This is a genomic window from Hydrogenophaga sp. L99, from assembly GCF_058731905.1.
Window position 1 is genome coordinate 2,277,511 of sequence record NZ_CM178972.1, and the last position, 14,283, is coordinate 2,291,793.

A 14,283-nucleotide genomic window follows, 5' to 3' on the forward strand; every position below is an offset into this window, starting at 1 on the left:
ACCGCCCAGCGAAGCGCCTAGAAAGCTTCTTTTTCCGCTTCCAGATACGCCAGGCTGGTGTACTTACCAATGTTGCTGTCGAAGCCGTCCATGGTCTTGGCGCGGCTGGCCACGCGGGGGTCTTCCAGCACACGGGCTTTGGCGCCGTCGAGCCCCACGCCGTCTTTCACGGCCTTTTCACACGGCTCGTAAATGCCCTTCATGAAGGTGCCGTAGGTGTCAAGCAGGGTCTTGCTGCCCCGGCCATGGCCGGGCACCCACAGCTGGTCGCCAGCGGCCGCCTTGATCGCGTCGTAGTACTTGAAGGTACCCACGTAAGAGCCGTCGTCCATGTTGGCGATGCGGTTTTCCATGGCGATGTCGCCAATGTAGGTGAGCTTGTCCTGCACGATTTCCAGGCACAGGTCAGACGGGGTGTGGGCGCGGCCGTAGTGGTGCAACTTGATCTGCACGTCGCCGTAATCAAACACCTGGCCGTGCTGCACCGTCTGGTTGGGCGCAAACACCTTGGTGCCGAGCGTGGCCTGGTTGGTCCAGCGCTCCATCAGGCTGCGCCACAGGTTGCCCTCGTGTCCGGCAATTTGCTCGCGGGTGTGGGCCAGCGCGTGAATGGGCAGGTCTTTGCCGTAGGCCTCCACAAAGGCGTGGTTGCCCAGCCAGTGGTCGCCGTGGTAGTGGCTGTTGAACACCGCAATCACCGGCTTGTCGGTCACCTTTTTGATCATGCGAATCGCCATCTGCCCAATTTGCAGCGAAGCGCCGCTGTCCAGCACGACCACGCCTTTTTGCGTGATGACAAACAGCACGCTGGCCATCAGGCCCTGGTTTTCAGCGGTGGGAAAGCCGTCTTTGGCATACACCATCCACACGTGTGGGGACAGTTGCTCGGGCGCCACGTCGGGCACCGGCGGGCCTTCAATAAAGTCTTGCACCTGCTGGGCAAACAACCGCACCTCGGGCACCAGGGCCAGCCCGGCCACGCCCAGCCCGGCGCCGCCCACCATGCGCAACCATTGGCGGCGGCTACGCACCGGCTCGCTCGCCACATCCAGCGGAAAAGAGGGTTTGACGGGTTTCATGGGGTGTCTCCTGCAGGATGTCGTTATCAAATAAGCGATTGCTTATTAAACAATGATAGAACCGCCAGCGGCTCTCGGCAAGCCCCGCCACACGCCGCCCAGCCGCTTACACCGCCGGTTTTTGGGTGGGCAGGCGCCGCGCAATCTCGGCCACCAACTGGCGCGCGAGCTGCAGCTTGGACGCCCGGGGCACCTCGGTGGCACCGTGCTCGTCCACCAGCAGCAGGGCGTTGTCGTCCTGGCCGAAGGTGTCGGGCCCAATGTTACCCACCAGCAGCGGCACCCCTTTGCGGGCGCGCTTGGCCTGGGCGTGGGCCAGCAGATCGTGGCTTTCGGCGGCAAAACCCACACAAAACAGCGCACCGCTGCGGGCGCGTGCGCCGGCGGCAATGCCGGCCAATATGTCGGGGTTTTCAATGAACGACAGCGTCGGCACATCGCCCGAACCGTCTTTCTTGATCTTCTGGTCGGCTTCGGTGGCGGGGCGCCAGTCGGCCACGGCGGCGGCCGACACAAACACGCTGGCGTCCTGGCTCAGCAGGTTGAGTGTTTTCTGCATGTTCAGCGCCGACTTGACGTTGATGCGGCCCACCCCACGCGGCGTGGGCAGGCTCACCGGCCCGGCCACCAGGGTCACATGCGCGCCCGCTTCGTGGGCAGCGCGGGCAATGGCAAAACCCATTTTTCCGCTGGACAGGTTGGTCAGCCCGCGCACCGGGTCAATGGCCTCAAACGTGGGGCCGGCGCTCACCAGCACCTGCTGGCCTGCCAGCACCTTGGGCGTGACAAAGCGCACCAGCTCGTACACCAGCTCTTCAGGCTCCAGCATGCGGCCGTCGCCCATCTCACCGCAGGCCTGGTCACCCACGCCCACGTCCAGCACCGTGGTGCCGTCGGTGCGCAGCTGCGCCACGTTGCGCTGCGTGGCCGGGTGTGCCCACATTTCGCGGTTCATGGCGGGCGCCAGAATCAGCGGCACCCTGTCCAGCGGGCGCGCCAGGCACATCAGGCTCAGCAGGTCGTCGGCCCGGCCGTGCAGCAGTTTGGCCATGAAGTCGGCACTGGCCGGGGCCACCAAAATCGCATCGGCCTCGCGGCTCAGGTTGATGTGGGGCATGTTGTTGTCCACCCCGGCTGCCGTGCGGGCGTCCCACTGCGAGGTGAACACCGGCCGACCCGAAAGCGCCTGCAGCGTGACCGCGGTGATGAAATGCTCGGCCGCCTCGGTCATCACCACCTGCACGGTCGCGCCCTGCTTGATCAGCGCACGACACAGCTCAGCGGCTTTGTAGCAGGCAATGCCCCCGGAGAGGCCCAGGACGATGTGTTTTCCAGCGAGGTCGTTCATGCGCAAAATGTAGCAGCTTGACCGGGCCAATCAACTGCGGACGGACCAATCGAGCGGGGCAAAAATGGGGCGCCATTTATAATCGCCATTTCCACCTCCTGCGAGCAAACGGCTCGCCCGAGACATGACCAAATTTGTGTTCGTCACCGGCGGTGTGGTGTCCTCCCTGGGCAAGGGCATCGCTTCTGCATCCTTGGCCGCGATTCTTGAATCGCGCGGCCTCAAAGTCACCCTCATCAAACTCGACCCGTACATCAACGTGGACCCGGGCACGATGTCGCCGTTCCAGCACGGCGAGGTGTTCGTCACCGACGACGGCGCCGAAACCGACCTGGACCTGGGCCACTATGAGCGTTTCATTGAAACGCGCATGAAAAAAACCAACAACTTCACCACCGGCAAGATCTACCAGTCGGTGTTGGAAAAAGAGCGCCGCGGCGACTACCTGGGCAAAACCGTGCAGGTCATTCCGCACGTCACCAACGAAATACAGGACTTCATCAAGCGCGGCGCCGGCATTGGCACCCCAGACGCGGTGGACGTGGCCATTGTTGAAATTGGCGGCACCGTGGGCGACATCGAATCGCTGCCGTTCCTGGAAGCCGTGCGCCAGATGAGCCTGCGCATGGGCCCCAACAACTCGGCCTTTGTGCACCTGAGCTACGTGCCCTGGATCGCCGCAGCCGGCGAACTGAAAACCAAACCCACGCAGCACACGGCGCAAAAGCTGCGCGAAATCGGCATCCAGGCCGACGCCCTGCTGTGCCGCGCCGACCGACCCATTCCCGACGAAGAGCGCGCCAAGATTTCGCTGTTTTCCAACGTGCCCGAGTGGGGCGTTATCTCCATGTGGGACGTGGACACCATCTACAAGGTGCCGCGCATGCTGCACGAACAGGGCCTGGACGGCCTGATCTGCGACAAGTTGCGCCTGAACACCCCGCCCACCAGCCTCAAGCGCTGGGACGAACTGGTGTTTGAAACCGAGCACCCGCAAGGCGAAGTCACGGTGGCCATGGTCGGCAAGTACGTCGACCTGTCGGACAGCTACAAGTCGGTCAACGAAGCCCTGCGCCACGCGGGCATGCGCAACCATGTGCGCGTCAAGATCGACCACATCGACTCCGAAACCATCGAAGGCGACGCCTCGGCGCAACTGTCCAAATACGACGCCATTTTGGTGCCCGGCGGCTTTGGCCAGCGCGGCGTGGAAGGCAAGATCAGCACCGCCCGCTTTGCCCGCGAACACAAGGTGCCTTACCTGGGCATTTGCCTGGGCATGCAGGTGGCCACCATCGAATACGCCCGCCATGTGGCCGGTTTGAAAGATGCCAACAGCACCGAATTCGACCCGGCCACGCCGCACCCGGTGATCGCCCTCATCACCGAATGGAAAGACGCCGACGGCAGCATCCAGACGCGCGACACCAGCTCCGACCTGGGCGGCACCATGCGCCTGGGCGCGCAAACGTCTGACGTGTTGCCCGGCACCCTGGCCCACAGCATTTACGGCAACGAAGTGACCGAGCGCCACCGCCACCGCTTTGAAGCCAACGTGAACTACCTGGACCAGCTGCGCCAGGCCGGCCTGGTGATTTCGGCCCAAACGCAGCGCGAACAGCTCACCGAAATGGTGGAACTGCCGCAGAGCGTGCACCCCTGGTACATCGGCGTGCAGTTCCACCCCGAATTCAAGTCCACACCGTGGAACGGCCACCCGCTGTTCAACGCCTTCATCAAGGCGGCCATGGAACACCAGCAAGCACGCGCCGCGGCCAAGGCCTGACCAGGAAACACCCATGAAACTCTGCGGATTTGACGTGGGCCTGGACCAGCCCTTCTTTTTGATTGCCGGCACCTGCTCCATTGAAGGGCTGCAAATGTCCATCGATGTGGCGGGCCAGCTCAAGGAAGCTTGCACGGCGCTCGGTATTCCGCTCATCTACAAAGGCTCGTTCGACAAGGCCAACCGCTCGTCGGGCACCAGCCAGCGCGGCGTGGGCCTGGAAGCCGGCCTGCACATTCTGGAAGAAGTGCGCCGCCAGCTGGGTCTGCCGATCCTGACCGACGTGCACGACACGTCCCACGTGGCCGAGGTGGCCAGCGTGGTCGACGTGCTGCAAACGCCCGCGTTCCTGTGCCGCCAGACCGACTTCATCCGCGCCGTGGCCCAGTCCGGCAAGCCGGTGAACATCAAAAAAGGCCAGTTTCTGGCCCCTTGGGACATGACCAACGTGGTCGACAAGGCCCGCGCCGCAGCGCGCGAGGTGGGCTTGTCTGAAGACCGCTTCCTGGCCTGCGAACGCGGCGTGAGCTTTGGCTACAACAACCTGGTGGCCGACATGACCAGCCTGGCCGAAATGCGCAAGTCGGGCGCACCGGTGGTGTTTGACGTGACCCACTCGGTGCAAAAGCCCGGCGGCCTGGGCGCGGTCAGCGGCGGTGCCCGCGACATGGTGCCCGTGCTGGCCCGCGCCGGCGTGGCCGCTGGCGTGGCGGGCCTGTTCATGGAAACGCATCCGAACCCGGCAGAAGCCTGGTCAGACGGCCCCAACGCCGTGCCGCTCAAGCACATGAAGGCGCTGCTTCAAACGCTGGTGGCGCTGGATTCCGTAACCAAAAAGAACCCGTTGCTGGAGAACAATTTCTCATGAGTGCGTACATCATTGCGGACGTGACCGTCACCAACGAAGACCAGATGAAGCTCTACCGCGAGTGGAGCACGCGCGCCATGCAGGAACACGGCGCCGAAGTGCTGGTGCGCGGTGGCCGCATGGAGCCGCTGGAAGGCGACTGGAACCCGCAGCGCATCGTGGTGCTGAAGTTCAAAGACCTGGCCGCAGCCCGCGCCTATTACGACTCTGAAACCTACACGCAGGCGCGCAAGGTGCGCGAAGGTGCCGGCTCGATCCGCATGCTGGCGGTGGAGGGCGTGTGACCCCCTGCGCCGCTTCGCGTCTTCCCCCAAGGGGGACGCGCCCTGTGGCCCGGCAAAGCCGGTTCCACGGGAGCCCTGGACAAAGCCGTGCGCTCCGGTCCAATGCCTCTTTTTTTAATTGTTTTTCTCAGTTCCAAAGGTAGACAACATGAGTGCAATCGTTGACATCGTCGGCCGCGAAATTCTGGACAGCCGCGGCAACCCCACCGTCGAATGCGACGTGCTGCTGGAAAGCGGCGTGATGGGCCGTGCGGCCGTGCCGTCTGGCGCGTCCACCGGCAGCCGCGAAGCCATTGAGCTGCGCGACGGTGACAAAAGCCGCTACCTCGGCAAGGGCGTGCTCAAGGCGGTTGAGCACATCAACACCGAAATTTCAGAAGCCGTGCTGGGCCTCGACGCTTCCGAGCAGGCTTTTCTGGACAAGACCCTGATCGACCTCGACGGCACCGACAACAAAGGCCGCCTGGGCGCCAACGCCATGCTGGCGGTCTCCATGGCCGTGGCCCGCGCCGCTGCCGAAGAAGCCGGCCTGCCGCTGTACCGCTACTTTGGCGGCATGGGCGCGGTGCAAATGCCGGTGCCCATGATGAACGTCATCAACGGCGGCGAGCACGCCAACAACAACCTCGATCTGCAAGAGCTGATGATCATCCCCGTTGGCGCGCCGAGCTTCCGCGAAGCCCTGCGCTGGGGCGCCGAGGTGTTCCACGCACTCAAGAAAATTTTGCACGACCGGGGCATCAGCACCGCCGTGGGTGACGAGGGCGGCTTTGCCCCCAGCGTGGAAAACCACGAAGCCGCGATCCAGATGATTCTGGAAGCCATCGACAAGGCCGGCTACACCGCCGGTGAGCAAATTGCCCTCGGCCTGGACTGCGCCGCCTCCGAGTTCTACAAGGACGGCATGTACGTGCTGGAAGGCGAAGGCGGCATCCGTCTGAACGCCGAACAGTGGACCGACATGATGGCCAACTGGGTCGACAAGTACCCCATCATTTCGATTGAAGACGGCATGGCCGAAGGCGACTGGGATGGCTGGAAGCTGATGACCGACCGCCTGGGCAAAAAGGTGCAGATCGTGGGCGACGACCTGTTCGTCACCAACACCAAGATCTTGAAGGAAGGTATCGACAAAGGCATTGCCAACTCGATCCTGATCAAGATCAACCAGATCGGCACGCTGACCGAAACGTTTGCCGCCATTGAAATGGCCAAGCGCGCCGGCTACACCGCCGTTATTTCGCACCGCTCGGGCGAAACCGAGGACAGCACCATTGCCGACATCGCCGTGGGCACCAACGCGGGCCAGATCAAGACCGGCTCGCTCTCGCGCTCAGACCGCATGGCCAAGTACAACCAGTTGCTGCGCATTGAAGAAGACCTGGGCGAAGTGGCCTACTACCCCGGCCGTGCCGCGTTTTACAACCTGAAGTAAGCACAGCCGCCTGACACGCTGGACGCACCATGGGTTCGCGCTTGATATCCCCCCTGCTGATCGGCTTGCTGCTTGTGCTGCATGCCCAGCTGTGGTTTGGGCGTGGCAGCGTGACCCAGGTGGCCAGCATGAAACAGCAGCTGGCCGAGCTGGACCGCAACAACCGCGAAGCCCAGCAGCGCAACCACAGCCTGAGCGCCGAGGTGCGCGACCTGCAAGAGGGCATGGACATGGTGGAAGAACTGGCCCGCCAGGAACTGGGCATGGTCAAGCCCAACGAAATTTTTGTTCAGATCGCCCAGGGCAAGCGCTGAGCCCCATGGTGCTGACCATCACCTTGCTGGGCGGCGAGTCCACCGGCAAGTCCACCCTGGCCCAGGCGCTGCAGCGCCACTTGAATGACACCCTGGGTATCGCCGCTGTGCGGGTGCCAGAGCACCTGCGCAGCTGGTGTGAAACCATGGGCCGCGCGCCCCAAAGCCACGAACAGGCCGAACGCGCACAAGCGCAAACCCGCCTGATCGACCAGGCCAGCGCCCAACCGGGCGTGCGCGTGGTGGTGGCCGACACCACCGCCCTCATGGTGGCGGCCTATAGCGAGCTGTATTTCAACGACCGCAGCCTGTACCCGGCCGCGCTGGCTCAGCAGCAGCGCTACAGCCTGAGCCTGCTCATGGGGCTTGACCTGCCCTGGGTGGCCGACGGCCTGTTTCGCGACAGCCCCGCCGTGCGCGAAGCGACCGACACTGTGTTGCGCCGGGAACTGCACGCGGCCGGCATTCAATTTCAAACCGTGCACGGCCAGGGCGATGCCCGGCTGCAGCAGGCGCTGCGCGCCATTGGGCCGCTGCTGGGCGAAACACTGGTGGCCAACGACCGCAGCCTGAGCGAAGGGCGCGTGGCATGGAACTGCGAAAAATGCAGCGACCCGGCTTGCGAACACCGCTTGTTCAGCCAATTGATTGCACAAAAAGCGCCCTCGCCTATATGACCCCGGCCAGCCCCACGCCTGACTTTCGCTCGCCCGCCTTTCTGCGCGCCCACGTGCAAGACACGCTGGCGTTTTACCTGCCCCGCGCCATCGACCCGGTGGGTGGCCTGTTTCACTTTTTGCGCGACGACGGCAGCGTGTATGACCGCCACACCCGCCACCTGGTGAGCAGCACACGCTACGTCGTCACGCTCGCCATGGCGGTGCGCGCCGGCCTGGGCGGCACCACAGCGCGCCAGGCGCTGCAAGTGGCGTTTGACTTTTTGCCCCACCACCTCAGCCCAGCCACCGGCGGCTACGCCTGGTTGCTGGACTGGCGCGATCGTCAGGCCCGGGTGCTGGACGGCACCAACCACGCCTACGGCCTGGCCTTTGTGCTGCTGGCCCATGCCCACGCCCACATGGCGGGCCTGAGCGAAGCCCATGCCGGCATCACCGAAACCTTCAACCTGCTGGAACAGCGCTTCTGGGAACCCGCCCACGGCCTGTATGCCGACGAAGCCACCGCCGACTGGCAGCTGCAGCCCTACCGCGGCCAAAACGCCAACATGCACCTGTGCGAAGCCCTGCTGGCCGCGTTTGACGCCACCGGCGAAGCCCGCTACCTGGACCGCGCCGCGCTGCTGGCCGAGCACATCACCGTGCGCCAGGCCGCGCTGGCCGGTGGCCTGGTGTGGGAACACCACCGCGCCGACTGGTCGGTGGACTGGGACTACAACCGCGACGACAAAACCAACATCTTTCGCCCCTGGGGCTTTCAGCCCGGCCACCTCACCGAATGGGCCAAGCTGCTGCTGTTGCTCAACGAGCGCCGCCCGCAAGCGGGCCTGGTGGAGCGCGCCCAACTTTTCTTTGACACCGCCATGGCAAAGGCCTGGGACGGCGAACACGGCGGCCTGTTTTACGGCTTCGCGCCCGACGGCAGCGTGTGCGACACCGACAAATACTTCTGGGTACAAGCCGAGTCGTTTGCCGCCGCGGCGCGCCTGGCGGTGGCCACAGGCGAAGCCCGTTACTGGGCCGACTACGACCGCCTATGGGCCTACGCCTGGACGCACTTTGTGGACCACACGCACGGCGCTTGGTGGCGCATTTTGCGGGCCGACAACAGCAAGATCAGCGACGAAAAAAGCCCCGCCGGCAAGGTGGACTACCACACCATGGGCGCTTGCCACGACGTTCTTGAACTGTTGGGATGCCCGCTGCGCCGCTGAGCGAGGGCCAGATCAGCGGCACGGCAAAGCCCCAGGAACGCTCGTTTTGGAGCGTGCGCAAAGCCCTCACCCCAACGCTCCCCCAGAGGGGAGGGGGTTCAGAAACTCCCGTTCGAAAGCGCTTCATTGGGGGCTTGGCTCCTTCCCCCACTGGGGGAAGGCTGGGATGGGGGCGCGGTTACCGGGTCAGTGCACGCCGGGTGAGCCCGGCGCTTGCTTGAGCGGCTGCAAAAACACCTGCGCTGCGTCCACCGGGTCAAACCGGTACTGCGCGCCACAAAACTCGCAGCCCACTTCCACCTGACCCTGCTCGGCCAAGATCGATTCCACCTCTTCGCGCCCCAGGCTGCGCAGCATGCTGCTCACGCGCTCTTGCGAACAGGTGCAGGCAAATTTCGGCCCCTGCTCACCGGCCATGGGCTCAAACCGGCGCACGTCTTCTTCCCAAAACAGGCGGTGCAAAATCGTTTCTGCGTCCAGCTCCAGCAGCTCTTCGCGCTTCAGGCTCGACGCCAGAATCGCAATGCGGTTGTAGTCTTCGTTACGGCCGATCTGGTCTTCGTCCGAGCGCACCACGCCGCTGCCGTCCAGATTGGCCTGGCCCTGCATGGGCAGGCGCTGAATCAGCAGGCCGGCGGCCACCTGGTCGTTCGCGGCCAGCACCAGGCAGGTGTCCAGCTGTTCGCTCTGCAGCATGTAGTGCTCAATTACCTCGCTCAGCTTTTCCAGCTTTTCGTGGCGGTCGCCAAACAGCGGCACCACGCCCTGGTAAGGCGCCTGGCCGGGCAGGCGGTCTTTCGGGTCGAGCGTGATGGCGCAGCGGCCCTGGTTGTTCACGTTGACCATGTGAGAAAGCGGCGCATCGGCTGCCACCTCGCCCACCACCGTGGCGGTGGCGCGCAAGCTCAGGTCGGGCTGCACCTCGGCCACGGCCAGCTTCACCGGCCCGTCACCCATGATCTGCATCACCAGCGCGCCGTTGAACTTGATGTTGGCCTGCATCAGCGTGGCCGCTGCGGTCATTTCGCCCAGCAACTCGGTCACGGCTGCGGGGTAGCCACCGCCCTCGCGGCGGCGCTGCAAGATGTCTTGCCAGGCGTCGGTCAGGCGCACCAGCATGCCGCGCACCGGCAGGCCTTCAAACATGAATTTGTGGAGTTCGGACAAAAGGTTCTTTCAGAAATTCAACGCTGGCAGGTCGGGGTCAAGCCAGCAAAATCAAGCAATCTTTTTCAAGCCCGCACGAAAACGCTGCGCGTTCTCGATGTAATGTTTGGCGCTCTGGCGCAGGCCTTCCATTTGCTCGGGCGACAGGCCTTTGACCACGCGCGCCGGGCTACCCATGATCATGGAGCCATCAGGAAATTCTTTGCCCTCGGTCACCAAAGAGCCCGCACCCACCAGGCAGTTTTTGCCAATCTTCGCGCCATTGAGCACGATGGCACCAATGCCGATCAGTGACTCGTCGCCCACCGTGCAGCCGTGCAGCATCACCTGGTGGCCCACGGTCACAAAGTCGCCAACGGTCAGCGGCATGCCCACGTCGGCGTGCAACACGCTGCCGTCTTGTATGTTGCTGCCGCGCCCGATGGTGATGGTTTCCGTGTCGCCGCGCACCGTGGTGCCAAACCACACGCTGCTGTCTTCCCCCATCACCACATTGCCCATCACCTGCGCGTTGTCGGCCACCCAGGCCGATGCGGCCATGCGCGGTGCGCTGCCGTCGAGTTCGTAAATTGCCATGAAACGTGTCTCCTGTTGTGGGGTTCAAGTGCGCCGAGCCAGCAGCCGGCGCAAAACCTAGAATTGTAGGGATGCAAGCCCCCGCCTCCCAGACACCGCCCGCACCACAGCCCACCGTTTCGTGGCGCCAGCAGGCCCTGCAGGTGCTGTGCCTGGCAGACCCAGCCGCCAAAGTGGCCGCCACCCACGCGCTGTTTGCCGCCGCGCAGGCCCAGCCGGCCGGGCTGCCTGACCGGTTTGACACCACCACCGACCTGCACCCCGACCCAGCCGGCCCCCTGCCCGGCCGCCCAACCAAGCCCGTGCTGCTGGCGCCCATGCAGGTGCCCCACCGCTCGCCCTTCACCCCCGAAGGCCTGGCCGCGCTGGTGCACGCGGTGTGCCACATTGAATTCAACGCCATCAACCTTGCGCTGGACGCGGTGTGGCGCTTCCCCGGCATGCCGCCCGCGTTTTACAGCGACTGGCTGCGCGTGGCCGACGAAGAAGCCACCCACTTTGGCCTGCTGCACACCCACCTGCAGAGCCTGGGCCACACCTACGGCGACTTTCCCGCCCACGACGGCCTGTGGGAAATGTGCATCAAAACGCAAGACGACATCACCTCCCGCATGGCGCTGGTGCCCCGCACTTTAGAGGCGCGCGGGCTCGACGCCACCCCGCTCATTCAAGCGCGCCTGCGCAAGGTCAACACGCCCGCAGCCCTGCGCGCCATCGAGATTCTGGACGTGATCTTGCGCGACGAAATTGGCCATGTGGCCGTGGGCAACCGCTGGTACGGCTGGCTGTGCGCCCAGCAAGGCCTGGAGCCGCTGGCCCACTACCGCGCACTGGCCCGGCAACACAACGCCCCCCGCTTAAAACCGCCGTTCAACGACGCGGCCCGGCGAGCGGCAGGGTTTACGCAGGCAGAACTGGACGCGCTGGAGAACCCGCAAGCGGTGTGAAGCGCTTGGGCTGGCAGAGGGCGCGGCCCCCGGCCCGGTCTAACCGCTCACGTAGGTTTCAAGCTGGTTGATGGTGAACTCGTGATCGGCAATCACGTCGGCCATGATGTCGCGCATGGAAATAAGACCCAACACCTTGTCGCCGTCCACCACAGGCAGGTGGCGGAAATGTTTTTCGTTCATCAGCGCCATGCAGACGCGCGTGCCGGTGGACGAAGGCACGGTGAACACCTCGGCGGTCATGATGTCCGCCACGGTGGTTTCTTTGGAGTTGCGGCCTTTCAGGGCCACCTTGCGGCAATAGTCACGCTCCGAAAAAATCCCGATCAGCCGGTCGCCATCCATCACCATCAGGGCACCCACGCCCAAGTTGGACAGCAGCTCCAGCGCACCAAACACGCTTACGTCGGGGGCAACGCGCAAAAACTTGCTCTGGTCGTTGGCTTTGAGCAATTGGGCAACGGGCTTCATGGGGACTCTCCTGGGTAAAAAGGTGGCGTCATGGGTAGCTTACAGACAAGCCTTGAGCCGCGACACCACAAGAAACCCATTTTGGCAAGTTTCAGGGAAAGTACCCATGTGTGGCAAGTACGCTGTGCTCCGCAGGTTCAACTTGGGTACGCGAGGCGATGCGGTTTCTCAAAGCGAAAACCTGCATCAAGACTGAAGCCATTCATTTGGGACTGGGAGAAATTGGGATCTGACTCCATTTTTCGATTTTTCACACACCACCCCGCATTTTTTGCTCGATTGAGCGCAGGGTGTTTTGAATTTCCCGCTCTTTAAGTTCGGGATCAATATCTTGGATATATTCGATGGCAGAGAAGTCATCTCCGCGCTTTCTGTTTTGCGGCGGTTCGAGTGCTTCAATCAGAAGCGCTTCCAGTGTTGCGACCAACGCCGCAAGCGAAGAATTGAATGGGGTTTTGCGAAGATTGCCTTCTTGAGTTACATCGAGAAGGCCAAACCAAGAAAATCGATTCCATCTGCTACCAAGCCGGTCCACCGTGTGCTCATGCAACCGTTTTCCCAATGGTCGGTCAATTGCGCGTCCAACGTAAACTACCGTGTGGTGATCATAGAGAATGTAAATTCCCTTTTGTTTTCCGAAGTCCACCGGTTTGGAAAGTGCCTGCTGCTTGCCATACATTTTCAGGTCGTTGCGCCAAACCACAAGATCTCGCTGCCAGTACATACCAAAAGAATGAATGATTGAATCAGATGCCTCAATATCCGATTCGGCAAGGGATTCAACCTTTTTCTGCATGGGCGTAGGGAGCGAAATTGCAACTGATGCAGCTGGTGAGTTTTTTAAAGCGAAAATGCCTTTACCAACTCGCATAAATGGTGATCTCTCACCATCATGCTTTATCGATGATGCCAGTTGCGCATTTACTGTTGCTGCCGGGGTTGCGCCATCAGTCTCATAATATCCATGAGATAAGATTTGTGCGGATATTTCTGTGTAATGCAACGGTGTCGATGACTCTGCAAGCACTCTTTTTATGGCTTCTTTCCATGATTTTTCCACACGATTCTCCAAAATTCTAATGTTTGACATGAGCGGAGATCACCCGGCTTGCAGGTTGATCTCCTTTCAATAGAGGGGTTAAACCTCGCCTTTGAGTCGAGCAATTTTCTCCCGGGCAAGCTTTTCTGCTTGTTCCGACGAAAAGCCATGTCCAGCGCAGAATGCCTCTGTTTCTGCCATTACTTTTCTCTTGAGGTGCAAGGTCTTTTGCATCAGGGCTTCGAGTCTGGAGAAGACTGCATTTCTTCCTTCGTCGGTGTAGAGCGAATCGCCATCTTGATGCATCGAACGATGAACAAGCCAATCTCGCTCATCTTTCAACATACGCAAATCGGCAAGCAATTCTGGTCGCAGCGCACCGTGCTTCTCGGCTGCTCCCAAAGCTGTGCCTAGACTTGCCCGCCGTTGCTTGGCTAGTAGTTGATTTGCTTCTGCTGCCGTGACGCGACCTGGCTCACAAATCTCGATTTTCATTGTGAGGAGCGTGTGCAGAACGTCTTCCAGATACTGGATGTGCCAGATGCAGCGGCCAACGCTGCTGTAGAGCGATTCAAGTTCATCGGATGTGAGTTGGCGGCGCATATGCTTTCGCGATGTCTAAAATAATGTGGGCGAGCGCCTAACTTTGCCATCCCAAGCTGGACGACAAAACAATCTGGACGGACGGATCAAGACAGCGGCGCCCCATGGGTCGCCGAACCGTTTGCCTCCCCGCCGCGCAGCTCATCATTTGTATAAATCTTCAGCATCGGCGTCCTCCATGAAACCCGCTTCCTGTATTCCCCGGTCAGCCGCTTGTGAAATCGGTTGCGTCAGGGCTACGGTGCAAACACTATAGCTTGCGCACTGAAGAGGCCTACCTGTATTGGGTGAAATACTTCGTGCGTTGGCATAGGCTCAACGGGTAAGGGCGACATCCGCGCGTCATGGGCGACGCAGAGGTTCAGCAATTTCTGTCCATGTTCACCACCAAGTGCAATGTGTCCGCGTCCACCCACCATCAGGCCCTTGGTAGCTTGCTGTTCTTGTGCCGCAGGCGGCAACCCGGATAATCCGG

Annotated in this window: 15 protein-coding genes and 1 pseudogene; 9 read left to right on the forward strand and 7 right to left on the reverse strand. The window is 62.1% G+C overall.

The genetic code is table 11. From position 1 onward, the window contains the following. Positions 1-17: 17 nt before the first annotated feature. Both AC4QBL_RS10930 and coaBC read right to left on the reverse strand, forming a co-directional pair. Entirely contained in the window at positions 18-1,079 is a 1,062-nt protein-coding gene (locus AC4QBL_RS10930; RefSeq protein ID WP_472906906.1) for an MBL fold metallo-hydrolase, read from the reverse strand. A gap of 106 nt (positions 1,080-1,185) precedes the next feature. Further along, a complete protein-coding gene (gene coaBC, locus AC4QBL_RS10935; RefSeq protein WP_472902207.1) occupies positions 1,186-2,427 on the reverse strand; it encodes a bifunctional phosphopantothenoylcysteine decarboxylase/phosphopantothenate--cysteine ligase CoaBC in 1,242 nt (413 codons plus the stop codon). A 124-nt stretch (positions 2,428-2,551) separates the two neighbouring features. On the opposite strand from coaBC, the gene pyrG reads away from it, so the two are divergent. The 7 genes from pyrG to AC4QBL_RS10970 all read left to right on the forward strand — a co-directional run bounded on the left by pyrG (position 2,552) and on the right by AC4QBL_RS10970 (position 9,005). After that, positions 2,552-4,213: a CTP synthase gene (gene pyrG / locus AC4QBL_RS10940; protein WP_472906907.1), complete on the forward strand. Its 1,662-nt coding sequence runs from the start codon at positions 2,552-2,554 to the stop codon at positions 4,211-4,213. Between the two features lie 13 nt (positions 4,214-4,226). Then, entirely contained in the window at positions 4,227-5,081 is an 855-nt protein-coding gene (kdsA, locus tag AC4QBL_RS10945) for a 3-deoxy-8-phosphooctulonate synthase (protein ID WP_472902209.1), read from the forward strand. Then, a complete protein-coding gene (locus AC4QBL_RS10950; RefSeq protein WP_472906908.1) occupies positions 5,078-5,365 on the forward strand; it encodes a DUF1330 domain-containing protein in 288 nt (95 codons plus the stop codon). The genes kdsA and AC4QBL_RS10950 overlap by 4 nt, the downstream gene beginning before the upstream one ends. A gap of 148 nt (positions 5,366-5,513) precedes the next feature. Further along, entirely contained in the window at positions 5,514-6,800 is a 1,287-nt protein-coding gene (eno, locus tag AC4QBL_RS10955) for a phosphopyruvate hydratase (protein ID WP_472906909.1), read from the forward strand. Positions 6,801-6,829: 29 nt separating this feature from the next. Further along, complete coding sequence (locus AC4QBL_RS10960) at positions 6,830-7,114, forward strand: FtsB family cell division protein (protein WP_472906910.1); 285 nt, start codon at positions 6,830-6,832, stop codon at positions 7,112-7,114. Positions 7,115-7,119: 5 nt separating this feature from the next. After that, positions 7,120-7,791: an AAA family ATPase gene (locus AC4QBL_RS10965; protein WP_472906911.1), complete on the forward strand. Its 672-nt coding sequence runs from the start codon at positions 7,120-7,122 to the stop codon at positions 7,789-7,791. Further along, complete coding sequence (locus AC4QBL_RS10970; RefSeq protein WP_472906912.1) at positions 7,734-9,005, forward strand: AGE family epimerase/isomerase; 1,272 nt, start codon at positions 7,734-7,736, stop codon at positions 9,003-9,005. Before AC4QBL_RS10965 ends, AC4QBL_RS10970 begins: the two co-directional genes overlap by 58 nt. 186 nt (positions 9,006-9,191) lie before the next feature. Here AC4QBL_RS10970 and hslO read toward each other — a convergent pair whose 3' ends face one another. After that, positions 9,192-10,172: an Hsp33 family molecular chaperone HslO gene (gene hslO / locus AC4QBL_RS10975; protein WP_472906913.1), complete on the reverse strand. Its 981-nt coding sequence runs from the start codon at positions 10,170-10,172 to the stop codon at positions 9,192-9,194. A gap of 51 nt (positions 10,173-10,223) precedes the next feature. After that, a complete protein-coding gene (locus AC4QBL_RS10980) occupies positions 10,224-10,748 on the reverse strand; it encodes a gamma carbonic anhydrase family protein (protein WP_472906914.1) in 525 nt (174 codons plus the stop codon). Positions 10,749-10,819: 71 nt separating this feature from the next. On the opposite strand from AC4QBL_RS10980, the gene AC4QBL_RS10985 reads away from it, so the two are divergent. Then, a complete protein-coding gene (locus AC4QBL_RS10985) occupies positions 10,820-11,695 on the forward strand; it encodes a ferritin-like domain-containing protein (protein ID WP_472906915.1) in 876 nt (291 codons plus the stop codon). A 39-nt stretch (positions 11,696-11,734) separates the two neighbouring features. Here the strand turns inward: AC4QBL_RS10985 and AC4QBL_RS10990 are convergent, their stop codons facing one another. The 3 genes from AC4QBL_RS10990 to AC4QBL_RS11000 form a co-directional block, all read right to left on the reverse strand. Then, positions 11,735-12,166, reverse strand: coding sequence for a CBS domain-containing protein (locus tag AC4QBL_RS10990; RefSeq protein ID WP_472902218.1), 432 nt, complete (start codon positions 12,164-12,166; stop codon positions 11,735-11,737). 250 nt (positions 12,167-12,416) lie between these two features. Next, the gene (locus tag AC4QBL_RS10995; protein WP_472906916.1) at positions 12,417-13,226 is read right to left on the reverse strand and encodes an HTH domain-containing protein; all 810 of its coding nucleotides are present in this window, start codon (positions 13,224-13,226) and stop codon (positions 12,417-12,419) included. A 78-nt stretch (positions 13,227-13,304) separates the two neighbouring features. Then, positions 13,305-13,808: a hypothetical protein gene (locus AC4QBL_RS11000; RefSeq protein WP_472906917.1), complete on the reverse strand. Its 504-nt coding sequence runs from the start codon at positions 13,806-13,808 to the stop codon at positions 13,305-13,307. A gap of 215 nt (positions 13,809-14,023) precedes the next feature. Between AC4QBL_RS11000 and AC4QBL_RS11005 the strand changes: the two are divergent. After that, a pseudogene (locus AC4QBL_RS11005) lies at positions 14,024-14,278 on the forward strand (site-specific integrase). The last annotated feature ends 5 nt before the right edge of the window (positions 14,279-14,283 follow it).